The sequence below is a fragment of the Aquimonas sp. genome, assembly GCF_044377145.1.
Lineage (GTDB): Bacteria > Pseudomonadota > Gammaproteobacteria > Xanthomonadales > Xanthomonadaceae > Aquimonas.
The window spans coordinates 16076-39867 of the sequence record NZ_JBILJQ010000013.1; the positions used below are offsets into that span (position 1 = coordinate 16076).

Annotated in this window: 19 protein-coding genes; 9 read left to right on the plus strand and 10 right to left on the minus strand. The window is 67.3% G+C overall.

All coding sequences use genetic code 11. The annotated features are described in order from the left end of the window. Positions 1-4 precede the first annotated feature (4 nt). From ACIQ7H_RS06100 to ACIQ7H_RS06110, 3 genes are all read right to left on the minus strand, one after another. Positions 5-682 (minus strand): hypothetical protein, encoded by a 678-nt coding sequence (locus tag ACIQ7H_RS06100; RefSeq protein WP_395789444.1) that lies wholly within the window; start codon positions 680-682, stop codon positions 5-7. A 369-nt stretch (positions 683-1051) separates the two neighbouring features. Further along, entirely contained in the window at positions 1052-4258 is a 3207-nt protein-coding gene (locus ACIQ7H_RS06105; RefSeq protein ID WP_395789446.1) for a WD40/YVTN/BNR-like repeat-containing protein, read from the minus strand. A gap of 14 nt (positions 4259-4272) precedes the next feature. Further along, positions 4273-5010: a hypothetical protein gene (locus tag ACIQ7H_RS06110; RefSeq protein WP_395789448.1), complete on the minus strand. Its 738-nt coding sequence runs from the start codon at positions 5008-5010 to the stop codon at positions 4273-4275. Positions 5011-5822: 812 nt separating this feature from the next. Between ACIQ7H_RS06110 and ACIQ7H_RS06115 the strand changes: the two genes are divergently transcribed. After that, entirely contained in the window at positions 5823-6080 is a 258-nt protein-coding gene (locus ACIQ7H_RS06115) for a type II toxin-antitoxin system Phd/YefM family antitoxin (protein ID WP_395789450.1), read from the plus strand. After that, entirely contained in the window at positions 6068-6385 is a 318-nt protein-coding gene (locus tag ACIQ7H_RS06120) for a type II toxin-antitoxin system RelE/ParE family toxin (protein WP_395789452.1), read from the plus strand. Before ACIQ7H_RS06115 ends, ACIQ7H_RS06120 begins: the two co-directional genes overlap by 13 nt. Positions 6386-6461: 76 nt before the next feature. On the opposite strand, the gene ACIQ7H_RS06125 is transcribed toward ACIQ7H_RS06120, so the two are convergent. Continuing rightward, a complete protein-coding gene (locus ACIQ7H_RS06125) occupies positions 6462-6605 on the minus strand; it encodes a hypothetical protein (RefSeq protein WP_395789454.1) in 144 nt (47 codons plus the stop codon). A 328-nt stretch (positions 6606-6933) separates the two neighbouring features. Continuing rightward, entirely contained in the window at positions 6934-9177 is a 2244-nt protein-coding gene (locus ACIQ7H_RS06130; protein WP_395789455.1) for a hypothetical protein, read from the minus strand. A gap of 530 nt (positions 9178-9707) precedes the next feature. Between ACIQ7H_RS06130 and ACIQ7H_RS06135 the strand changes: the two genes are divergently transcribed. Beyond that, complete coding sequence (locus ACIQ7H_RS06135; RefSeq protein WP_395789457.1) at positions 9708-9941, plus strand: hypothetical protein; 234 nt, start codon at positions 9708-9710, stop codon at positions 9939-9941. 399 nt (positions 9942-10340) lie between these two features. Here the strand turns inward: ACIQ7H_RS06135 and ACIQ7H_RS06140 are convergent, their stop codons facing one another. Both ACIQ7H_RS06140 and murJ read right to left on the minus strand, forming a co-directional pair. Next, positions 10341-11342, minus strand: a complete 1002-nt coding sequence (locus ACIQ7H_RS06140) for a TraB/GumN family protein (protein WP_395789459.1) — start codon at positions 11340-11342, stop codon at positions 10341-10343. A gap of 412 nt (positions 11343-11754) precedes the next feature. Continuing rightward, positions 11755-13350, minus strand: coding sequence for a murein biosynthesis integral membrane protein MurJ (gene murJ, locus ACIQ7H_RS06145; RefSeq protein ID WP_395789537.1), 1596 nt, complete (start codon positions 13348-13350; stop codon positions 11755-11757). Between the two features lie 367 nt (positions 13351-13717). Between murJ and rpsT the strand changes: the two genes are divergently transcribed. Next, the gene (gene rpsT / locus ACIQ7H_RS06150; RefSeq protein WP_395789461.1) at positions 13718-13981 is read left to right on the plus strand and encodes a 30S ribosomal protein S20; all 264 of its coding nucleotides are present in this window, start codon (positions 13718-13720) and stop codon (positions 13979-13981) included. Positions 13982-14115: 134 nt separating this feature from the next. On the opposite strand, the gene cgtA is transcribed toward rpsT, so the two are convergent. The 3 genes from cgtA to rplU form a co-directional block, all read right to left on the minus strand. Beyond that, positions 14116-15192, minus strand: coding sequence for an Obg family GTPase CgtA (gene cgtA, locus ACIQ7H_RS06155; RefSeq protein WP_395789463.1), 1077 nt, complete (start codon positions 15190-15192; stop codon positions 14116-14118). Positions 15193-15550: 358 nt separating this feature from the next. Continuing rightward, the gene (rpmA, locus tag ACIQ7H_RS06160) at positions 15551-15808 is read right to left on the minus strand and encodes a 50S ribosomal protein L27 (protein ID WP_395789465.1); all 258 of its coding nucleotides are present in this window, start codon (positions 15806-15808) and stop codon (positions 15551-15553) included. A 35-nt stretch (positions 15809-15843) separates the two neighbouring features. Then, entirely contained in the window at positions 15844-16155 is a 312-nt protein-coding gene (gene rplU, locus ACIQ7H_RS06165) for a 50S ribosomal protein L21 (protein WP_395789467.1), read from the minus strand. A gap of 558 nt (positions 16156-16713) precedes the next feature. Here rplU and uvrA point away from each other — a divergent pair. The 5 genes from uvrA to ACIQ7H_RS06190 are packed head-to-tail and all read left to right on the plus strand — an operon-like array spanning position 16714 to position 23616. Then, the gene (gene uvrA / locus ACIQ7H_RS06170; RefSeq protein ID WP_395789469.1) at positions 16714-19614 is read left to right on the plus strand and encodes an excinuclease ABC subunit UvrA; all 2901 of its coding nucleotides are present in this window, start codon (positions 16714-16716) and stop codon (positions 19612-19614) included. Next, positions 19611-20015: an acyl-CoA thioesterase gene (locus ACIQ7H_RS06175; RefSeq protein ID WP_395789471.1), complete on the plus strand. Its 405-nt coding sequence runs from the start codon at positions 19611-19613 to the stop codon at positions 20013-20015. The genes uvrA and ACIQ7H_RS06175 overlap by 4 nt, the downstream gene beginning before the upstream one ends. A 52-nt stretch (positions 20016-20067) precedes the next feature. Further along, complete coding sequence (gene xth, locus ACIQ7H_RS06180; protein WP_395789473.1) at positions 20068-20832, plus strand: exodeoxyribonuclease III; 765 nt, start codon at positions 20068-20070, stop codon at positions 20830-20832. A gap of 1 nt (position 20833) precedes the next feature. After that, positions 20834-21592 (plus strand): SGNH/GDSL hydrolase family protein, encoded by a 759-nt coding sequence (locus tag ACIQ7H_RS06185; RefSeq protein ID WP_395789475.1) that lies wholly within the window; start codon positions 20834-20836, stop codon positions 21590-21592. Next, positions 21589-23616, plus strand: a complete 2028-nt coding sequence (locus ACIQ7H_RS06190) for a TonB-dependent receptor (RefSeq protein WP_395789477.1) — start codon at positions 21589-21591, stop codon at positions 23614-23616. The genes ACIQ7H_RS06185 and ACIQ7H_RS06190 overlap by 4 nt, the downstream gene beginning before the upstream one ends. Positions 23617-23792: the final 176 nt, after the last annotated feature.

Sequence of the window (23792 nt, forward strand, 5' to 3'; positions counted from 1 at the left end):
ACGTTCACTGCGGCGGTGTCGACTCCGCGGGAGTCACCGGCTCACCGCGAACGAACCACGGCGTCGGCACTCCCGTGCCGCTCATGTCGCCCGGGTCGAAGACGTAGCGGCCATCGGCGTACGTCAGGAAGACGTGGTAGCTGGCGAGGTTCGATTCGTAGCGACACATGACACGGTACGGATGCCGCATCGTCGGGTCGCCATTGCGCTGGTCGGTCAGCATGCCTTCGCCGTCGTCGATCTCACCGGTGATGTCCAGCCGGTCGATGCCGGTGATCGCGCAAAGCGCCGATTCGGCTTCCTTGATCGGCGCACACGCGGGGTCGGCGCCGCCGAGGTCGACGACCTTCCAGTCGCTGCCGTCGACCTGCACCAGCGCGTCGGCATGGAAGTCCGGAATGGTGGTGGCGCCGACGCAGATCCAGTGGTCGCGCGATGCGCCGCCGCGATCGGAATCGAATGCCGGCATGCAGCCGAGCGCTTCAGTGATTTGCCACGCGGGGCTTGCAGCGCTGACCCCCTCGGCAGCCGCACGCGCCTGCCAGAACGCGACAATCGCGGCGTCGAGTTGTGCAGCGTCCGGATTGGGTGCTGCGGCCATGGCAGGCCCGGTACAGACGGCCAGAAGCACAAGCGACGCGCGCTTGCGAAAGTTCAGGTTCATGTCGAAGAGGGGATCCATGCGAGCGGTCGGCAGTAGAGCGTGCCGCGTACCCAATGGCAAAGCCATGGGGCAAGGGCGCGGCGTGACTCAGATCCGGGGTCAAGCAGATCCGAACTCAAGACTAAAGGGATGACTCGCCGCGGCGCTTGCTTCGTCGTGCAGCGGCCGGCCTTCGGTCGCGCAGGGGCATCCGATCAACAGTTCGACGTTTGCCTGTGTGGGCATCCGACCAGGAATCAGCGGACTGTGGAGCGCGCGGGCGAATGTGCAGCCCGGGCAACGCAGGCCCGACAGGCTGTCGGGCACAAGGTGCGAACACGGAAATCCGACGGCACCTCGTCGGTGCATGAAGTAGCGCCCGGCAGTGGCCTGCCGGGCGCGTCGTGCTTAGCGCGCCAGCGAGCGATGCGCGCCCTGGATCAAGTTGCGTGCGGTGCGTGCCACGCGGTTCTGGCCGAGGTCGGCGCTGCGGACGCCGGCGGTCCGCGGGCCGGCGGGCGGGGCAGCGATCGCCGGCAGGCCCTTGGCCTTGAGGGCCTCGTTGAGGGCCGGCAGGCGGTCCGCCATCAGCTTGGCGAAGTCGGCGTCGATCGCGGCGTAGTCGGCGAGCAGTACGTCGATACGCTCCAGCTGGTTGTCGCCCGGCCGGCCTTCGTAGCCCATCAGGGCGCCGTACAGCTCGTCGGTGTGCTCGCGCAGTCGGATCTCGCCGGTGATGGCGCCGCCTTCCGTGGTGGCGACGATGCGCTTGCGGATGACCTCGGCCGCGGCGACGTAGGCCTCGAGGTCGGTACGAAGGGCATCACCTTCCGGCAGCGAGCCGCCGATCTGGCCCGCCATGCCGGCCGTGCCGGCGATGCGGTCCATCAGGCCGCTCATGTCGCCGAACAGGCCGTGCACGCGCATGGCCGCGTCGAACTGCATGCGGCGATCCTCCGCCGTGTAGCTGGCGCGACGGTCGAGACCGATCTGCAGCGGCGCCTCGTACACGTCCTCGCCCTTGGTCAGGCGCACGGTGTAGGTGCCCGGCAGCACACGCGGGCCCTGCGAGGCGTTGAACGCGGCCTGCGCACCCTTCGGCACGCGCGGCGGTGGCACGCGCATCGACCAGGTCACGCGGTTGATGCCGCGGCGCTTGCTGGCGGGGATGGTGTCGACGACCTTGCCAGCCGCATCGAGGATCTCAAGCTTGATCGGGCCGAACAGGTGGCGCGTCGGCTGGTAGTAGGTGATGACCGCGCCGGAGGGCGCACTCGGCCCGGTGAACACGGCATCGCCCGAGGACCAGCCGCCCACGCCGGCCATGCGCTGCTGCACCGGGCGCGAGGCGAGGAAGGCGCCGCGGCTCGCCAGCGTGGCCTCGTCCAGCGAGCGCAGCGGCGAAACGTCGTCGATGATCCAGATGCCGCGGCCGTGCGTGCCCAGCACGAGGTCGTTCTCGCGGTCCTGCACGGCGATGTCGCGCACCGCCACGCTCGGGAAATCGCCGCCCTTGAACTCGGCCCAGCGCTGGCCGCCATCGTTGCTGATCCACAAGCCCTTCTCGGTGCCGAGGAACAGCAGGTCCGGATCGACCGGGTCTTCCTTGATCACGTGGGCGTAGCCGCGGATCCCGTCATCGGCGCCGCCGATGCGTGCCCAGGTGCGGCCGTGGTCGCGGGTGACGAACACATGGGCGTCCATGTCGCCCCACATGTGGCGGTCCACGGTGACGTAGGCGGTGGCGGCGTCGTGCCGGCTGGCCTCGACCCACGAGATCCAGTTCCCGCTCGGCAGGCCACGCAGATTGCGCGCGACATTGGTCCAGGTCTTGCCGTCGTCACGGGTGACCTGGACGTTGCCGTCGTCGGTGCCGACCCAGATGGTGTTGGCGTCGCGCGGCGATTCGCTGATCGAGAAGATCGTGGTGTGCATCTCGGCCGACGAGTTGTCGACGGTGATGCCGCCTGACAGTTCCTGCTGCTGCTTCTTCGGGTCGTTGGTGGTGAGGTCCGGCGAGATGCGCTGCCAGCTCTGGCCGCGGTCGCGGGTGCGGAACAGGAACTGCGCGCCGAGGTAGAGCGAGCCCTTGTTGGTCGCCGAGAGGTGCATCGGCGAGTTCCAGTTGAAGCGCAGCTTCTCGCCGGCGCCGGCCTTCGGCTGGATGTCGCGGGCCAAGCGCGTCTCGCGGTCGAACACGGTGATGTTGCCGCCCTGGTACTCGGCGTAGACGTAGCGCGGGTCGGCGTTGTCGGGCAGCACCCAGAAGCCGTCGCCGCCGTAGATGTTGTTCCAGCGGTCGTTGGTGACGCCGCCCGGGTAGCTGGAATCACCGATCCACGAGCTGTTGTCCTGCAGGCCGCCGTACACCTGGTAGGGATCCTGCTGGTCGACCGCGACTCGGTAGAACTGCGAGATCGGCAGGTTGCCCGCCTTCCACCAGCGCGAACCGCCGTCGTAGCTGTACCACATGCCGCCGTCGTCACCCATGACGATGTGCTGCGGGTTGGTCGGGTTCACCCAGACGTCGTGCGAGTCGGCATGGGTGGCGCCCGCGGTGTCGGCGAAGCTCTTGCCGCCGTCGGTGCTGACGATCAGCCGCAGGTTGGTCTTGAAGACGCGATCGGCGTTGGTAGGGTCGACGATGAGGTTGGCGAAGTAGAACGGGCGCCAGACCATCATCTGGCTCTTGTCGCGCTGCTCCCACGTCGCGCCGCCGTCCTCGGAGGCGTACAGCGCCGAATCCACGCCCTCGATGAAGGCGTAGACGCGCTTGGAATCGGAAGGCGCGATCTCGACCTCGATGCGGCCGTAGGGCTTGGCCGGCAGGCCGTTGCTGCCCGCGGCCAGTTCGCGCCAAGTGCTGCCGCCGTCGGTGGAGCGGAAGAGACCGCTCCCCGAGTTGGCCGTCGGGCCCTCGCCGCCGGAGCGGAAGGTCCAACCCTGACGACGGAAATCCCAGGTGCCGGCGAACATCACGTCGGGGTTGCTCGGGTCCATGGTGACGCCGGAGCAGCCCGTTGACAGGTTGGGGCCCTTCAGCACCAGCTGCCAGGTCGCGCCGCCGTCCGTCGTGCGGTACAGGCCGCGGTCCGGGGAGTCGCTCCAGAGCTTGCCGGGGGCGCAGACGTAGACGGTGTTGCCGTCCTTCGGATGCACGAGGATCTTGGTGATGCGCTCGCTGTTCGGCAGGCCCAGGTACTCCCAGGTGCTGCCACCGTCACGCGTGCGGTACATGCCGTTGCCGATCGACACCGAGTTGCGCGTCCAGCTTTCGCCGGTGCCCACCCACAGGGTCTCGGGATCATTGGGGTCGAGCGCGAGCGCGCCGATCGACTGCACGGGCTGCTTGTCGAAGATGGGCTGGTAGGTCGTGCCGCTGTCTTCGGATTTCCAGATGCCGCCCGAGGCGGCGCCAGCGTAGATCGTGACCTTGCCGCCTTCGGTGTGCGCGGCGATCGCCGAAATGCGGCCGCTCATGGTGGCCGAGCCGATGTTGCGGGCGCCGAGGCCGGAAATGGTGGCGCTGTCGAAGCGCACCGCCGGGGAGTCGACCGCCATGGCGGTCGTGCCGGAGGCGAGCAGGAGGGCCGCGACCAGGGAATGGGTCTTCATGATCGTGTCCTCGTTCAGCGGGTGGGGAAGGCGAACTGGGCGGGGTCGATCTCGACGCCGGCTTCGATCTTCTCGATCTCGACCTTCTGCGATTTCGGACCGCCCTTGGCGCCGGACTCGATCGAGAACGGCAGGTACACGCCATTGACCCGCTCGTAGTTGCCGACGTCGGTTTCCTGCTCCTGCTTCACGCCGCGGACCGTCGTCTGCACCAGCGAGCGGATCTCGAGGAAGTAGTCCGGGTCGAAGTACATCGTCTGCACGTCGCCGTTCTTCAACGTCACTTTCAGCTTGTGTGCCTCGGTGCCGTCCACGTCCTCGGTGCCCTGGTACTCGACCTGGTGACCCTTGGCCTGCCAGTCCACCAGCGGGCCGTCGAGGTCGGCGCAGTACTCAAGCGACTTGGCGTCGTCGGCGGACATGCGCTCCGGATCGCGGCGGCCCTGGAAGGGCGAGACGTTCCAGCCCGTGCCCCCGTCATAGGCCGTGATGGCGGTGAGCCCCTGCAGCGCGACCTCCGTGCGGCAGCCGGCGTCGGCGCGAACGAGGTTCAGGTAGGCCATCTCGATCGAAAAGTCGCCTTCCGCATAGACCATGCGCCCGCTCGCGCGGACGGCGTCGATGGCCTGGATATTCTCGAGTCCGCCGCGGGCTTCGATGTTTTTTGCGATCAGCTCTTCGGCGTTCATCGCCGAGGTCGTGGATGCCGCGGCTAAGCAGAAGCCCGCGGCGAGCGCGTTCAGAATCTTCATGATGGGTCCTCCCTAGGACGCGGCGCTGGCAGCCAGAATTGACTTGCTCTTCACCGCGGGCAGTCTAGCCACGGGGGGATGCGGGCCCATCGGCCGGAAGTCACGCCGCGCCGCAGCGCCCCGCACGCCGGAACAGCGAAAAAGGAAGGCCGCGGAACTGATCCCCGTCTCGGCCCGTGCACCGCTGGCCTCGGCGCTCACGCTGTTCTCGGGTTTCGGGCTCGGCACCCTGTTGATGCCCGTGGCGGCGCTGTTCTTCCCGTTCAACATCAAAAGGTCAGGTTCGTTTATCCCTTGGACTTGGACGGCCACGGAAACGAACCTCGCTGGCGAGCTGGGTTGCCAGTGCTGCGGTAGCTGGCGTCGAAGCAGCCCGCCTCGCTTCGCCCGATGGCCTGCTTGCTCCGCCAGACGCCCCCACCTCGGCGGGCATCACCAACAGGTGCAGGTGGTTGGTCATCAGTACGTAGACGTGCATCTCTCAGCTATTCAGCAAGGGCGTGTCGATGGTGCCGACCACGACCGTCCTGGTCGTCGACGCCGCAGGCAAAGCAGGTTCAACCATCGTTGCCGCGCTGAACGACGTGCTGCGCGGTGCTCGCGAGTTCGAAGCTGGATACGCGCGCCATAAGAGCCCCCAGGCAAAGTAAGTCGGAGCCCGCTGGATTGAACACGGCCATGGCATCGCTACCGCTCTGCATGCAGCGCAGGAAATGCAGCCGGTCCCTTGTGCTGCGTTGCCTGCGCACTCGCTTGACCTGCAGCGCGCGGCAGGGCTTGCGACCTGACAAGTGATACTTTAGTGTCACTCCATGCGCACCGAACTTGTCACCACGCTCAAGCGGCAGGCCACTGAACTTCTCTCGGATGTGGAGCGGAGCAAGCAGCCGATCCTGATCACCCAGCACGGCCTGCCCAGCGCCTATCTGGTCGACGTGGAGACTTACGAGCTGATGCAGCAACGCATGAGCGTGCTGGAAGGCATCGCGCGCGGTGAACAGGCCGTAGCGGAAGGTCGCGTGGTCACCCACGATCAGGCCAAGGCCCGACTGGCTCGATGGCTGAAATAATCTGGTCGGAGCCGGCACTGGCAGACCTCGAAGCCATCACCGACTACATCGCACTGGAGAGCCCAGCGGCCGCAGCGGAAGTCGTGCAGCGCGTGCTCGCGCACGTGGAGCAGCTGGCCGAGCGCCCCGAGAGCGGCGTCCGCGTCCCCGAACTGGGCCGCTCGCGCTATCGCCAGCTCGTTCAACCACCCTGCCGCGTGTTCTATCGCCACGATAGGCAACGGGTGTTCATCGTCCACGTCATGCGCACCGAGCGTTTGCTGCGCAAGTCCCGACTGGCGCGGGCGCGACCTTCCAAACCCTGACGCCGACGATCCGGTTCGGTTCGTTTTGCCACTTGTGCCCCGCCGCACGGCTCCCCCGAACGGCGGGAATTTCGCCTCAAAGCCGCGGATCGACAGGCTCGCTTTCAGGCGCCAGCACCCCGAACACGCACTCGTGCACCCGATACAGCGGTTCACGCTCGACAAAGCGGTGCAGTGCCTCTTCGTCACGGCACAGCACGACGATGGCCCGCGCCCCCATGTGCTCGCCTGGCAACCAGAGGAGGCGCGCGGCGTGATCAGCTACCCGCTGCTGTAGGAGCGAGCTTGCTCGCGACCGCACCTGTTCTCAGGGTCAAGGCTGCGATCGCCTGCGATCAGGCTCCTACAACAGCGAGCTTCGATGCGTGAGCGCGCCTGGATGCGCGCGCTCCGTCTGTTCTGAGGCAGTGCTCCGTTGTGGTGTTGGGCCGCGCTGCGCTTGGCCCAAGCTCAAAGTGGATCCGGCAGCTGGCGTGCACTCTTGTCCTCGCCTCGCTGTTCGCCTTGGCGCCGCAGCGCGTTCGGCGAAATGGCGATCCCCGCCGTGCTCACGGCTCGCTCTCGAACCCGTTGAAGAACAGGAAGTCGGTCATCAGCACGTCGCCAGGCAGACCGTAGTTGCGGCCGCCGATGCCGAGCTGGCCTCTCACGTTGCTGCCCCAGCATTTCACCCCAGCGCCCGTGGTGAGGGCACAGGTGTGGTCGCCACCCGCGGCGATCGCGTTGACGCCGCTGCTGAGTCCGCTGACGTCCACTGCAGTCAAGCGATTCATGATGGTGCCGTCACCGAGCTGGCCGTTGCCGTTGTAGCCCCAACAATTCACCCCGCCGCCCGTGGTGAGGGCGCAGGTGTGGGACCTGCCCGCAGCGATGGCGATGACCCCGCTGCTGAGTCCGCTGACGTCTGCCTCGGTCAAGCGCTCCGTTGTGGTGCCGTCACCGAGCTGGCCGGATAAATTGTAGCCCCAGCACTTCACCCCGCCGCCGGTGGTGACGGCGCAGGTGTGGCCTATGCCCGCGGCGATGGCGCTGACCCCGCTGCTCAGTCCGCTGACGTCCACCGCAGTCAAGCGAGCCGAGCTACTGCCGTCCCCAAGCTGACCGGAGTAGTTGTTGCCCCAGCACTTGACCCCGCCGCCGGTGGTGAGCGCGCAGGTGTGGGTGCTGCCCGCCACGATGGCGCTCACCCCGCTGCTGAGTCCGCTGACGTCTACCGCGGTCAAGCGCTCCGTGGTGGTGCCGTCACCGAGCTGGCCGGATAGGTTGTAGCCCCAGCACTTCACCCCGCCGCCGGTGGTGAGCGCGCAGGTGTGGGAGGTGCCCGCCACGATGGCGCTCACCCCGCTGCTCAGTCCACTGACGTCCACCGCAGTCAAGCGAGCCGCGTTACTGCCGTCCCCAAGCTGGCCGCGGCTGTTAGCGCCCCAGCACTGGACCCCACCGCCCGTGGTGAGGGCGCAGGTGTGGCTGTCGCCCGCGGCGATGACGCTGACCCCGCTGCTCAGTCCGCTGACGTCCACCGCAGTCAAGCGTGCCGATGTGGTGCCGTCACCGAGCTGACCGTGGACGTTGTTGCCCCAGCACTTCACCCCGCCGCCGGTGGTGAGGGCGCAGGCGTGCTCGTAGCCAGTGGCGATGGCGTTGACCCCGCTGCCCAGCCCGTTGACGTCCACCGCAGTCAAGCGAACGGTGGTCGTGCCGTCACCGAGCTGACCGAAGAAGTTGTCGCCCCAGCACTTGACCCCGCTGCCGGTGGTGACGGCGCAGGTGTGGCCTATGCCCGCGGCGATGGCGCTGACCCCGCTGCTCAGTCCGCTGACGTCCACCGCAGTCGAACGATTCATGGCGGTGCCGTCACCGAGCTGACCGAAGAAGTTGCTGCCCCAGCACTTGGCCCCGCCGCCGGTGGTGAGGGCGCATGTGTGGGTTTGGCCCGCGGCGATGGCGCTGACCCCGCTGCCTAGTCCGTTGACGTCCACCGGAGTGAGGAGCTGGTTGGCGGTGCCGTCACCCAGCTGGCCGCGCAAGTTGCTGCCCCAGCACTTGGCCCCGCCGCCGGTGGTGAGGGCGCATGTGTGGGTTTGGCCCGCGGCGATGGCGCCGACCCCGCTGCCTAGACCGCTTACATCTGCTGCAGTCCACCTATTCCAGGTGGTGCCGTCACCGAGCTGGCCGTAACCGTTGTAGCCCCAACACTTGACCCCGCCGCTCGTGGTGAGGGCGCAGGTGTGCCGATCGCCCGCGGCGATGGCGCTGACCTCGCTGCTCAGGCCACTCACGTCCACTGCAGTCCAGCGATCGGTGTTGGTGTTGTCGCCGAGCTGGCCGCTGGAGTTTGCACCCCAGCATTTGACCCCGCCGCCCGAGGTGATGGCGCACGTGTGCGACCCTCCCGAAGTGATGGCGCTGACCCCGCTGCTCAGTCCGCTGACGTCCACCGCAGTCAAGCGAGCCGAGCTACTGCCGTCCCCAAGCTGACCGGAGTAGTTGTTGCCCCAGCACTTGACCCCTCCACCCGTGGTGAGAACGCAGCTGTGGGCGCTGCCCGTGGCGATAGCGCTGACCCCACTGCCCAGTCCGCTTACGTCCACCGCAGTCAGGCGATCCGTGGTAGTGCCATCACCGAGCTGGCCGCGGCTGTTACTGCCCCAGCACTTGACCCCGCCACCGGTGGTGAGGCCACAGCTGTGGCCCCCGCCCGCGGCGACTTGGGAGATGTCGTTGAGCGTTGTCTGTGCATGCGCCGGGATGAGGATGGTCGAGAACGCAAGCAGCAGAAGCAGCGCGAGCACGCCTCGCCCGCTGCTGTGACGCTGCAACCTGCTCAAAAGCCCGCACAGCGTTGTTGGCAAGAAATGAATATTCAAGACGACTCCAAAGTTGTGGTTCCAGACGGTGGCCGGTTAGGGCCGTCGCGCCTGGGAAGAATTGTCGAATGATGGCGAATGAAGGGAACGGTCGATCAACGCATCCGAATGCGTGTGCCCGGCATTTTAGAGCACCATCTACCGGGTCAGGTCCAGCTTTCTGGCACCGTGCGCCTGCTACCCGGCGGCGATGACCCGGAGCTGCGTTGCTAGACCCGTGGGCTCCACCGGTGACTCGAAGATCATGGCTGCCGTCGGCATTGCGGGCGTCGCTGCACCAGGGGCACAGGTCAGGCCCGGCCGGGCTGCCGGCGCGCACCGGGTTCAACTCGATGCAGCGATCGCCACTGAGCAGGTAACGATCGCCATCGACGAGTGCCGCGTTGAGGCGCCCTTCCCAGAGGGTGCCGGTGCGGCAGTAGCAGGCGTTGAAGCGGGCCACTCTGCGTCGCCCGATGGCTTGCCTCCTCCGCAAGACGCCACCCACCTCAGCGGGCGTCACCCGCAGGTGCACGTGGTGGGTCATCAACATGCAGGCATGCGGCACAGCCCTGCCGCATCGCGGCCTCGGCGAGCGCCTGTCGATGGTGCCGACTATCGACGTTGCTGATGTCCACATCGTGGGCACAGCAGGGCTTGCGGTCGTTGCCGCGCTGCACGAGGTGCTGCGCGATGCCGACGAGGTCTAAGCGCGGTTCGCGTGCCATCAAAAACTGCCGGCGTGAACTCGCGAGCAGCGGGCTGGATCAGCCCCAGCGGCGGCAGCGGAGCACGGCTGAGGCTGCGGTGGGAATTGAACCTGACGTCTGCCGATGGGCCGCGGTAGATCGGAGGCTGTGGGCTGCCGTGGCAGCTCGCTCGCGACCCGCCCTGCGCTGCGGCCTGATGCCTGGGTCGCCTGCAAGCCAGCACGTGTTGATCGTCCACGTCATGCGCACCGAGCGACTGCTACGCCAAGGCCGGCTTGTGCGGGCGCGACGCTCGAAGCCTTGGCACCTGCACGGGGCGCCCCGCCGCCCTTCTGCAACTCCTCGTCGCATCTTCTGCGAACGCCATCGTCGAACGGCGACGCCTGCGCGTTTGACGGCTCAGCGCTGGCTCAGCCGAGTCGTTTCCGCCGGCTCACCGGCGGGGTGCACAGAAGGTTCCACCGTGAAGCCGCGGCGCTGCAGTTCAGCGAGGTAGCCGGACTCGCCCAGCACCAGGCTCAGCGGCAGCACGGCCACGCTGCGCCGATGTGCCTGCAGGGTCTGTTCGGCGACCTCCAGCCAGCGCTGGCGCGCGCGTTCGGGCAGGTCGTCGATGCCCTGCGCGCGTGCGGCCGGGTGTCCCAGCAGTGCCTGCGAGCAGATCGCCAGGGTGTCGCCAAGTGGCTGGGTCTGCAGGTCGGACAGCATGCCCTCGCGCCAGGACTCGGCCCGTGCGCGCAGCTGTTCCGGCCCTGCCTCGACGCGTGCCAGCACCTTCTCGAAGCAGACCAGGTCGTCCAAAGGCTGCTGCGCCACGGCGTCCAGAAACGCGTTGACCGCGTCCAATGAGAGCGGAACCGCCGTGTCGATGCGCGCCACGCCTTGGCGCCGTGCCATGCGACTCATCTGTTCGGCCACCTGATTCTCGAGCTCCAGACCGTAGGCCTGCATCGCCCGCTGCTGCAGTTCGTCGGCGGCGACGATGGGCCGACGTCGGCCGATGCTGCGCTGGCCTGCCAGAAACACGCTGCGCTGCCGCTCCCAGCGCTGCCACAGCTCGGACGGCAGGACGGCATCCAAGGTGCCCTCGGCAGGGTTGTTGCGTGCCCGCAGCAGGGTGGGCAATCGCCACAGCGTGCCCAGCCAGGACAAACCGCCTTCCAACTCGACACCGGGCGGTTCGAGCAGCACTTCGCTTTCCGCCAGATGCGCCGTGATCGGGCCCTGGTTCCAGGACACCTGGGTAGGCAGGGGCACCAGACTTCCGAGCACGACCAGCTGATGTTCGCCGTGGCTGACCCGCCACAGCGTCGGGCCTTCGCTGCCAGACGCGACGGGCAGGTTGGATACAAGGCAGAGCAGCGCCAGCCATGCGGCCGCGAGGGGGCGTCGATGCTGCATGGCCAATGCCTCGTGGGTCGCGTTGTTGCAGAAGCTTCGCGTCGCCACGTGACTGCAGCGCGGCGTTTGTTTGACAGGCGCGAGTCACTGGCGATGCGGTGCAGCCAGAACAGAGGCCAGAGTGCACTTCTGTCCTGTTCTGTAGAAAGCCGTTCGGGCTGCGCGACGAATCGAGGCTCGCGCGCGTTGGGCCGCGCTGCGCTTGGCGCCAAGCAACGTGAAGCGGGTGGGCTTTCTGCGGCGAGGCGGGGCTTGGGTAGGTTGGGCCAAGCGCAGCGCGGCCCAAGGTCGAACGCGTGGATGCAGCACGTCACCCGATGGCACGGGCAGCCGATGGGCAACGGGATGCGTCGCGCTCATCGATCTCGCCGAACCGCTGCAGGCCTAGCAATTCCCCATTCGCGATTGCCGGCTACCGGCCCTCACGCAGATCCCGCGGCCGCAGGCCCAGTGCCAGCATCACTACGCCGAAGCTGGCGGCGCCGCCGCCGATCAGGACGGCCAGACGCAGGGCGCGGCCGGACCAATCGTAGAGGCCGAAATCCGGCCACTGCTGCAGGCCGAACAGCAGCACCGCGCACATCGCCAGGCAGGCCGCGCCCAGCCGCAGCAGATCCAGCGACCAGCCAGGCTGCGCCTGATACACGCCCTGCCTACGCAGCACCCACCACAGCAGCAGCAGGTTCAGCCAGCCCGAGCACACGCTGGCCAGCGACAGCGCCACATGCAGCCCGGGCAGCGCGGCCAAGCGCTCGAACACGCCCAAGCCCGGCGCGAACTCGTCGGCGCGCCACCACAGCAACGCCGCCAGAAAGGCGATGTTGAGGCCCATGTTGGCGACCATCGCGACGATGCCGATCTTGACCGGGGTGGCGGTGTCCTGGCGGGCGTAGAAGGCGGGCGCAACGACCTTGATCAGCACAAAAGCCGGCAGGCCGGCGCTGACCGTCATCAGCGACAGTGCGACCATGCGGGTATCGAAGGCGGTGAACGCGCCGTACTGCAGCAAGGTGGCGAGGATGGGTTCGGCCAACAGCGCCAGCCCCAGCATCGCGGGCAGCGCGATCAACAGGGCCAGCCGCAGGCCCCAGTCGAGTGCACGCGAGAACCCGGCCGGGTCGGTGCCAACGTGGTGGCGCGACAGCGCCGGCAGGATCACCGTGCCCAGGGCCACGCCGAAGATGCCGAGCGGAAACTCAAGCAGCCGATCGGTTTGCGCCAGCCAAGTCTGCGAACCGACCGCGAGGTAGGCGGCGATGACGGTATCGAGCAGCAGATTGACCTGCGCCACCGAGCTGCCGAACAGGGTCGGCACCATCAGGGTCATGATCCGTCGCACCCCCGCATGCGCGCCGCCCCATCGCGGCCAGGCCAGCAGATCAAGCCGGCGCAGCGAGGGAAATTGCACCAGCAGCTGGAGCACGCCCGCGACCAGGATCGCGATCGCCAGCGACATCACCGGCACCGCCAACAGCGGCGCCAGATACCAGGCCGCGAGGATCATGCAGATGTTGAGGATCATCGGCGTCGCCGCCGGCAACGCGAAACGGCCGTAGCTATTGAGCGCGCCGCCGGCAAGCGCGGTCAAGGACACCAGCAGCAGAAAGGGGAAGGTGATCCGCAGCAGATCGGCGATCAGATCCGCCTTGCCGCCATCGTCGACCGTGGCAGGCGCGAACAGGGCCGCGATCTGCGGTGCAAACAGCATGCCCAGCGCGGTGACCACCAGCAGGATCGCGCCCAGGGTGCCGGCGGTGCGCGCGATCAACTCGCGCAACTCGGCCTGCTCGCGGGTCTGCTTGTACTCGGTGAACACAGGCACAAAGGCCAGCGAGAACGAGCCCTCGGCAAACAGGCGGCGGAAAAAATTGGGGATGCGGAACGCGATCCAGAACGCATCGGTCGCCGCGTTCACGCCGAAGGTCTGCGCGATCACCATCTCGCGCACCAGGCCAAGAATGCGCGACAGAAAGGTCGGGCCGCTGAAGGCGGCGAGCGAACGCAGCAGGCTGGGCATGGGGCGGTGAGGACGAGCGGGCAGATGGGGGGCGCTAGTGTGCCTTGTGGGTCGGGAATCGGGAGTGGGGAATCGGGAATCGGGAATCGGGAATCGGGAATCGGGAATCGGGAATCGGGAATCGTTGGAGCGTACCGGGCTCCGGCGCCGACCGATCAGGTGCGAGGCCACGCTTCCCATCAGCGCGCTGCGCTCAGATCGCGCGTCAGTCCGCTCTGACCCTTCCCGATTCCCCACTCCCGAATCCCGCGCCGCCAGCGGCGGCGCCAAACCGCCGCCCCGATTGACGCACCTCGCCCGCACCCGCATACTTGCGCGTCTTGTCCCGCCATCCCGCTTTCGCCTCGAGGAGTCTCCCTTGGCCAATATCAAATCCGCAAAGAAGCGCGCGAAGCAGTCTGAAGTTCGCCGCGAACGTAACGCCAGCGCCCGTTCCATGGTGCGCACCACCATCAAGAAGGTGATCAAGGCGATCGACGCCGGTGTCCGCGAAACCGCGGTTGCCACCTACAACGCCTGCGAGCCGGTGCTTGACCGCTACGCCTCCCGGGGCCTGATCCACAAGAACAAAGCCGCACGCCACAAGAGCCGCCTCACGGCGCGCATCAAGGCGATGGCGTAAGTACCGAGCCGACAGCGGCCGCGGGACAACAAAAAGCCGACCGCAAGGTCGGCTTTTTTGTGGCTGGCGATTTGTCGGGCGCGGCGGTGGAAGCCTGGCGCGAGTGCTTGATCAGCACTCGCACCTGAGCTGCATCAGCCCAGCGGGTTCCAGGGCTGATCTTCGTCGACCGCCTGCAGCTCGGCGCGCTTCTCGGCGTCGAAGAACTCCATCACATGCTGGGCCACGGCGAAGGTGCCGTCGCGGCTGATCGCAGAGATCAGGAACCAGGGCGAAGTCCACTCCAGTGCCTTGACCACGGCTTCGGCGCGCTCGCGGCGGGTATCGTCATCCAGCAGATCGCCCTTGTTCAGCAGCAGCCAGCGCGGCCGCCCAAGCAGTTCGGCGTCATAGCGTTCAAGCTCGCGCTCGATCGCACGCACCTCGCCGGCAATGTGCTCGACCGCCTCATCGCCTTCGAGCATCGGCGACAGGTCGACGATGTGCAGCAGCAGGCGGTTGCGCTGCACGTGCTTGAGGAACTGCACGCCGAGGCCCGCGCCTTCGGCAGCGCCTTCGATCAAGCCGGGAATATCGGCGATCACGAAACTGCGATCCTGCTCGACACGAACCACGCCGAGGTTCGGATACAGGGTGGTGAACGGGTAGTCCGCGACCTTCGGCGTCGCCGCCGACACCGCGCGGATGAAGGTCGACTTGCCGGCATTCGGGAAACCGAGCATGCCGACATCCGCCAGCAGCTTCAGCTCCATATGCAGCTCGCGGTCTTCGCCTTCGCTGCCGGTGGTGGCCTTGCGCGGTGCGCGATTGGTCGAGGTCTTGAAATGCATATTGCCCAAGCCGCCCTGCCCGCCCTGCGCAACTTTCAGGGTCTGGCCGTGCTGGGTCAGGTCACCGATGATTTCATCGGTGTCCACGGCGCTGATCACGGTGCCCACGGGCACCCGGATGATCACGTCCTCGCCCTTCTTGCCATACATCTGCCGGCCCATGCCGTTCTCGCCGCGCTGGGCGCGGAACAGGCGCTGGTGACGGAAGTCGACCAGGGTGTTGAGGTTCTCGTCAGCGACCAGGAACAGGCTGCCGCCGTCACCGCCGTCACCACCGTCCGGCCCACCCAGCGGGATGAACTTCTCACGGCGGAAGCTGATGCAGCCATTGCCGCCGTTGCCTGCGATAACGCGGATGTCTGCTTCGTCGACGAGTTTCATTTGGGGGCCGGGATTGGGGATTCGGGATTCGGGATTCGTTGGAGCAGGTCGCGGCGAGCATGGAGGGTGCGCGCTGCATCGACAAGCGCGGCTAGCGAGGAGTCAGGGTTGGAGACGCGCAGCACGGCTGTCGACGATCCCTGATCCTTTCGCCCCGGAGGGGCATGAGGAACCATGGAGGTGGGCTGCAGAAAACTCGGAAGGCGCGCTCCGAATCAAAAAGCGCGCTACCGAGGGACAAGCGTCGGCGAAGCGCAGCTCGCTGCTGACGAATCCCGAATCCCCAATCCCCAATCCCGGCCCTCAAACGAAAAACCCCGCACCAGGGCGGGGCCTTTCGCGTGTTTTACGGCACCGCTTACTCGGCGATGACGCTTACGGTGCGGCGGTTCTTCGGGCCTTTGACCGCGAAGTTCACCACGCCGTCTTTCAGCGCGAACAGGGTGTGGTCGCGGCCGAGGCCGACGCCGGGACCCGGATGAAACTGGGTGCCGCGCTGGCGGATGATGATGTTGCCGGCTTCAATCGCCTGCCCACCATAGATCTTCACGCCGAGGTACTTGGGGTTTGAATCGCGGCCGTTACGGGTACTGCCGCCTGCCTTTTTATGTGCCATGGAAGTCTCTCCTTGAGGGCTTCAGACGGCGCCGGTTAGGCGCTGATGCCGGTGATTTCGATTTCGGTGTAGTGCTGACGATGGCCCATCTGCTTGCGATGGTGCTTACGACGGCGGAACTTGATGATGCGGATCTTCTCGCCGCGGCCGTGGGCCTTGACGGTGACGGTGACCTTGGCGCCGGCGACGGTCGGGGTGCCGACGGTCACACCTTCGCCTGAACCGATCAGCAGGACCTGATCCAGGTCGATGCTGCTGCCGGCTTCGACGTCGAGCTTCTCAACGCGCAGGGTTTCACCCTGCATCACGCGGTACTGCTTACCGCCGGTGACGATGACTGCGTACATGGTGCGGATTCCTCTGTAGTTATTGTTCGCTGCCCCGACGCGGCAAAAGCCGGATCGCCTGTCGAACCGCCGGAAACCCGGGGCCGCAGGCGCAAGTGCGTCAGGACAGCCGCGGGAGTATAGGTTCGTGCTGCGCCCGGGTCAAACCCGGGCTTAGCGGGATTGGGGATTCGGGATTCGTTCGAACGTGCTTGCCGCACGAGCGCGCGCCGACGCGTCACGCGCCTCATCGCAAAGCCACCAAGGCGAACCAGAGCGTGGGCGCTCCGCCCTCCACCCCCCGCGCGCTACTGACATCACGATGTCAGCATCGACCGGCCAAGTTCAGCGCCTCGGCAGGAAGCGCACAACTGATGCTCGCCGCGCCCGCTCTAACGAATCCCGCGGCCCTCGCGCCTTGCGCTCGGGCGTTCATAGGCGCGCGGACCGGTGGTCCGCAAGCGCGCCTCTTCACTCCCGAATCCCGAATCCCGGGCAGGGGCACCGCCCCTGCCACCGCCCTCACACGCCGGCCCTACAATGCCCGCCCGCCTGTCCCTCCCCAGGACCCCAGCCCGCATGGACACGATCCGCATCCGCGGCGCGCGTACGCACAATCTCAAGAACCTCAGCCTCGAACTGCCGCGCGACAAGCTGATTGTGATCACCGGCTTGTCCGGGTCGGGCAAGAGCTCGCTGGCCTTCGACACCATCTATGCCGAGGGCCAACGGCGCTACGTCGAGTCGCTGTCTTCCTACGCACGGCAGTTCCTGTCGATGATGGAGAAGCCCGACATCGACCACATCGAGGGTCTGTCGCCGGCGATCTCGATCGAGCAGAAGTCGACCTCGCACAACCCGCGCTCCACCGTCGGCACCATCACCGAGATCCACGATTACCTGCGCCTGCTGTATGCCCGCGTCGGCACGCCGCGCTGCCCGGATCACGGTCATCCGCTGGAAGCACAGACCGTCAGCCAGATGGTCGATGCCGCGCTCGCCCTGCCCGAGGAGCATCGCTACATGCTGCTGGCGCCGGTGGTGCGCGAGCGCAAGGGCGAGCACGTGCAGGTGTTCGATCTGCTGCGCGCACAGGGTCTGGTGCGGGTGCGGGTGAATGGCGTCACCTGCGAGATCGACGAGGCGCCCAAGCTCAACCTGCGCCAGAAACACACCATCGAGGCGGTGATCGACCGCTTCCGGCCGCGTGCGGACATCAAGCAACGCCTGGCCGAGAGTTTCGAAACCGCGCTCAAGCTCGGCGATGGCCTGGTGCGGCTGGCCAATATGGACGACCCAGCGGCGCCGGAGACACTGTTCTCGTCGCGCTTCTCCTGCCCGGTCTGCGACTACTCGCTGTCCGAGCTTGAACCGCGACTGTTCTCGTTCAACTCGCCGATCGGCGCCTGCCCGAGCTGCGACGGCCTGGGCGTGACCCAGTTCTTCGACCCGGCGCGGATTGTTGCGCATCCGAACCTGAGCCTGGCCGCCGGCGCGATCCGCGGCTGGGATCGACGCAATCCATACTACTTCGCGATGCTGAACTCGCTGGCCAAGCACTACGACTTCAGCGTCGATGTGGCCTTCAGCCGCCTGGCCGAAAGCGTCCAGCAGGCGGTGCTGTTCGGCAGCGGCAAGGACGAGATCAAGTTCAGCTATCCGGGCGAGAACGGCCGCTCGCAGGTGCGCACGCACCGCTTCGAGGGCATCGTCAACAACCTGCAGCGCCGCTATCGCGAGACCGAATCGCAGATGGTCCGCGAGGAGCTGTCGAAGTACATCAGCAACCGCCCCTGCCCCGAGTGCGGCGGCCAACGCCTGAACCGTCCGGCGCGGCATGTGTTTGTCGATGGCCGCAACCTGCCCGCGATTGGCGCACTGTCGATCGATACCTGTGCGGACTTCTTCGAGCAGCTGTCTCTGCCCGGCTGGCGCGGCGAGATCGCGGCCAAGATCGTCAAGGAGATCCGCGAGCGGTTGAAATTCCTGATCGACGTGGGGCTGGACTACCTGACGCTCGATCGGCAGGCCGATTCGCTGTCCGGTGGCGAGGCCCAGCGCATTCGTCTGGCCAGCCAGATTGGTGCTGGTCTGGTGGGCGTGATGTACGTGCTGGATGAACCCTCGATCGGCCTGCACCAGCGCGACAACGAGCGCCTGCTCGGCACCCTGACCCGGCTGCGCGACCTCGGCAACACGGTGATCGTGGTCGAACACGACGAAGATGCAATCCGGCTGGCCGACCACATTCTCGATATCGGCCCCGGCGCCGGCGTGCACGGCGGCGAGATCGTGGCCCAGGGCACGCTGAAGCAGGTGCTCGCCAGCGAGCGCTCGCTGACCGCGGCCTATTTGTCCGGGCGCAAGAAGATCGAGGTTCCAGCGGTGCGCAAGGCGCCTGATCCGGCGCGCTGGCTGCGCCTGCTCGGCGCCAGCGGCAACAACCTGAAGAACGTCGATTTGAACCTGCCGGCCGGCCTGCTGACCTGCGTCACCGGCGTCAGTGGCTCGGGCAAATCGACGCTCATCAACGACACCTTGTTCCGGCTCGCTGCCAATCGACTCAACGATGCCAGCCACACACCCGAAGCCTTCCGCGAGATCGACGGCCTGCAGCAGTTCGACAAGGTGGTCGACATCGACCAGTCACCGATCGGCCGCACGCCACGCTCCAACCCGGCGACCTACACCGGCCTGTTCACGCCGCTGCGCGAACTGTTCTGCCAGGTGCCTGAAGCGCGCGCCCGTGGCTACAGCGCCGGCCGCTTCAGCTTCAACGTCAAGGGCGGGCGCTGCGAGGCCTGCCAGGGCGACGGCATGATCAAGGTCGAGATGCACTTCCTGCCTGACGTGTACGTGCCCTGCGATGTGTGCCAGGGCAAGCGCTACAACCGCGAAACACTGGAGATCACCTACAAGGGCCACACCATCCACGACGTGCTCGACATGACCGTGGAGGACGCGCTGAAGCTGTTCGAGCCGGTACAGACCATCGCCCGCAAGCTGGAAACCCTGATGCAGGTGGGGCTCTCCTACATCAAGCTCGGCCAGCAGGCGACCACGCTGTCGGGTGGTGAAGCGCAGCGGGTCAAGCTCTCGCGCGAGCTGGCCAAGCGCGACACCGGCAACACCCTGTACATCCTCGACGAGCCCACCACCGGCCTGCATTTCCACGACATCGAAATGCTGCTGGGCGTGCTGCATCGCCTGCGCGAGCACGGCAACACGGTGGTGGTGATCGAGCACAACCTCGACGTGATCAAGACCGCCGACTGGCTGATCGATCTCGGCCCCGAGGGCGGCCACCGCGGCGGCCAGATCATCGCCGAAGGCACGCCGGAGCAGGTCGCCACCAACCCTGCCTCGCACACCGGCCACTTCCTCAAGAAACTGTTGCCCAAGGGCGGCAAGCAGGCGGCGGGCTCCGAGGGCGTGGGCGCGGCGAAGCCGATGCAGCGCGCGCGCAGGAAGCTGGCATGAAGACCCTGTTCGAGCTGACGATGGATGTGCGCTGGGGCGATATGGACGCCTTCAACCACGTCAACAACGCCAGCTACCTGCGCTATATCGAAGAAGCCCGGGTGCACTGGTTCAAGGCGATCAGCCCCGACTGGGGCAACCCGGACTGCGCGCCGATCATGGCGGCGGTGCAGATGAACTACCGTCGCCCGATCGGTTGGCCCGAGCAGCTCAGAGTCCGTCTGCTGGCCGAGCGGCTCGGCGGCAAAAGCCTGACTCTGGGTCATCGGATCGAGAGTGCGACCCAGCCGGATGTCCTGTATGCCGATGGCTCGACCGTGCTGGTCTGGGTCGATCGCAGCGGCGCGTCGATCGCCCTGCCTGCATTTGTGCGCGACGCCTGCGACACTGGCGGCCGCTGAGCGCGACGAATCGCCCTGCCCTGCGCCCCTTACACCACCACCCGAAATCGCCATGAAAATCGCCAGCTGGAATGTCAACTCGCTGAACGTCCGCCTGCCGCACCTGTCGACCTGGCTGGCAAGCTGCCAGCCCGACATCGTCGCCCTGCAGGAAACCAAGCTGGAGGATTCGAAGTTCCCCGACACCGAGCTGGCGGCGCTCGGCTACCGCAGCGTGTTCGCCGGCCAGAAGACCTACAACGGTGTGGCCCTGCTGTCGAAGACGCCCGCCAGCGACGTGCAGATCGGCATTCCGGGTTTCGACGACGAGCAGAAGCGGGTGATTGCAGCGAGCTTCGGTGAGCTGCGGGTGATCGACCTCTACGTGGTCAACGGCAAGGCGGTCGGCGACGAGAAGTACGAGTACAAGCTGCGCTGGCTGGCCGCCGTGCATGCCTGGGTGGCGGACGAGATCAAGCGCCACCCGAACCTGATCGTGCTCGGCGATTTCAACATCGCGCCCGACGATCGCGATGTGCATGACCCGGTCGCCTGGAAGGACCAGATCCTGTGTTCGGTGCCCGAGCGTGATGCCCTGCGCGGCCTGTGTGGACTCGGCCTGCACGACAGCTTCCGCCTGCACTCCGAAGAGGGCGCGCAGTTCAGCTGGTGGGATTACCGCGCTGCCGGCTTCCGCCGCAACCTCGGCCTGCGCATCGATCTGGTGCTGGTGTCGGATGCTTTGAAAGCCCGCTGCCGCAGTTCCAGCATCGACCGCGAGCCGCGCAGCTGGGAGCGCCCGTCCGACCATGCGCCGGTGCTGATCGAGCTCAACTGACATGCACCGCCTGTTCCGTCACGGCCTGCTGTTCTGGGCCGCCTTGCCGCTGATGCTGCCGCAGGCGCTGCGGCTGAAGCGCCACGCCCCTCGCGCTGCCGCGGCGCAGGGCGAGCGTCGCGGTATCGCTCGACACGTCGAGACTTATCCCGACCCGGCCGCGCCGGTACTGAGGCTGCTGGCGATCGGCGATTCGCCGTTTGCAGGTGTCGGCATCGAGCGCATTGCTGACACTCTGCCGGTGCGCTTGGCCACGCACCTCGCGCAGGCCAGCTGCGTACCGGTCGAGTGGCAGATCCACGCCCGCAACGGCGCCACCGCGAGCAGTGTTCGCGCGCGTCTGCTGCCGGCCGTCGAGACCGCGCCCTTCGACTTGATTCTGGTGTCGGTCGGCGTCAATGACGTCACCGGCCTCACTGCCGGCGCGCGCTTCCGCCGCGATCTGCAGGCCCTGCTCGCTGCGCTGCGGGGCCACTCGCCCGAGGCGCGGATCGTGCTGTTGGGCATTCCCCCGATGCAGGCGTTTCCGCTGCTTCCGCGGCCACTGCGCAGCTGGCTGGGCGGGCGCAGCCGACGGCTGGAGTCGATTGGCATCGAGGTCGCGCATACGAGCGACGCCCTGCACTCGCCGGTGACAGTCACGCCCCTGCCGGAACTGTTCGCTGACGATGGCTTTCATCCGTCGGCACTCGGCCACGCGCGCTGGGCGGATTCGGTGCTGCAGCAGCTGCAGACGCAGGGACTGGAGCGCGTCGCGTGAGCTTGACTCTGGCCCTGCTGCTCGCCGCCGCCGCCGCCGACCCCACGACACTGGACTCGATCCACGTCAGCGCACGCGCGCCACGCGCGGCAGCGGCCGAAGCCGTCTCGGCCGCCCGATTGGATTCAATCGAGATCGCCCGAATCGCCCCCCAGCACGCGCAGGAGCTGTTCGTGCGTATTCCGGGCACTTGGGCCAGCCGCGGCAGCGGGCAGGAACAGCTGCTCGCGATCCGCTCGCCGGTGCTGGCGGGCACCGGTGCCTGCGGCGCCTTCCTGGTGCTCGAACAGGGCATCCCGATTCGCCCGACCGGGTTCTGCAACGTCAACCAACTGTTCGAGCTACCGCTGGAGTTGGCCGGCGCAGTCGAAGTGCTGCGTGGGCCGGGCACGGCGGTGCACGGCAGCAACGCCCTGCACGGCGTGATCGAGCTGCGTGCGCCAGCGCTGGATGCGCCGGCGCACGCACGCTTGAGCCTGGGCAGCTTCGACTACGCGCAAGTCATCCTCGGCCTGCCCGGCGGCAGCGCCACGCGACCGCTGCGAATCGACGCCAGCGCCACCGACAGCGGCAGTTTCCGCGTCGATGAGGGCTATACCCAGCAGCGGGTGCTTGCACAGCTCGGCCTGCCCGAAGCGCCCGGCGCGCCGGAGTTCCTGCTGTCGGCGCAGCGCCTCGATCAGGACACCGCCGGCTACATCACCGGCGAGCGCGCCTATGCCGACGCGCGACGGCGGTTGAACCCCAACCCCGAGGCCTATCGCCAGGCCGAGTCGGCACGGCTGTCCGGGCGCTGGCGCTTCGCGCTTGAGGCCGGACAGATGGCGCTGACGCCGTATGCGCGCAGCGACCGCGGCGAGTTCATCCAGCACTTCATCCTCGGCAAGCCGCTGGAAACCAATGGCAGCGACAGCCTCGGCCTGCAAACGCTTTGGAGCAGCAGCAACGGCGCACTGCGGCTGGGCTCCGACATCGAGTTCGCTCAGGGCCGCCTGCTGGAAACGCAGCCGATGCCGCTCGGCAGCGGCACGCCGGCGCAGATCGCCACGCGCCCGGCCGGCCGCCACTACGACTACCGCGTGCGCAGCGACAGCGCGGCCCTGTTCGCGCAGTTCGAGCAGCCCTTGGGCGCCCGCTGGAGCCTGCAGTCGGGCGCGCGCATCGAGAGCATCGGCTACCGCTACGACAACCGCATGGCGGCCGGCAATCTGCGTGAGGACGGCAGCGAATGCGGATTCGGCGGCTGCCTGTTCCAGCGCCCGGCGGACCGCAACGACCGTTTCACCCGGCCGACCGCCAACCTCGGCCTGCTGCGGCTGGATGAAGCCGGCAGGCGCGTGTTTCTGCGCGCCGCCAGCGCCTTCCGCGCGCCTCAAGTCGGCGAGCTGTATCGGCTGCAGCGGGGCCAGGCCGTTGCCGACCTCGGTGCTGAGCGCGCGCAGTCGATCGAGCTGGGCGTCGGCTTGCCGCTCACGCGCGGAAGCCTCGACGCGGTCGTGTATCACCTCGACAAGCGCGGCAGCATCCTGCGCGATTCGCAGGGCTTCAACATCGGCGCCGGCGCCAGCCGGCATCAGGGCATCGAGCTGGATCTGCGCCTGCGCCTGCCGCTGCAGATTGATCTGGCGGCGAACCTTGCCTGGTCCGATCAGCGCTACCGCTTCGACCGCGCGCTCGGCGGCGGTGAGACCATCCGCCACGGCGCGCGTGTCGACACCGCACCCGAATGGCTGGGCGGCCTGCGCCTTCTGCGGCGCTTCGATCGCATCGGCGAGCTCGAACTCGAATGGCAGCACCAGGGCGGCTATTTCGCCGATGCCGGCAACACGTTTTTCCAGCCCGGCCACGATCTGCTGAACCTGCGGCTGACGCGTGCGCTCAGCGCCGGCTGGTCGCTCAGCGCCGCCATCCGCAACCTGGGTGACATCGGCTACGCCGAGCGCGCCGACTTCGGCTTCGGCGAGCGCCGATTCTTCCCCGGTGCACCGCGCAGCTATCTGCTCAGCCTCGACTGGCGGGGCTGATCTGGGGGGCGGCTAGCGCGAATCCGCTTTACAGCGTCGGATCCCCGCGCGGCAGATGCGGCCTTCCCACCCGCGGCATTGGCGCCTATGCCCGGCAAAGGCTATGGTCGAGATTCGGCTCCGCCCGGTTGACGCGCGCAGCCGGCAAGCCTTCACAGCCCACGTCCATCGCCCAT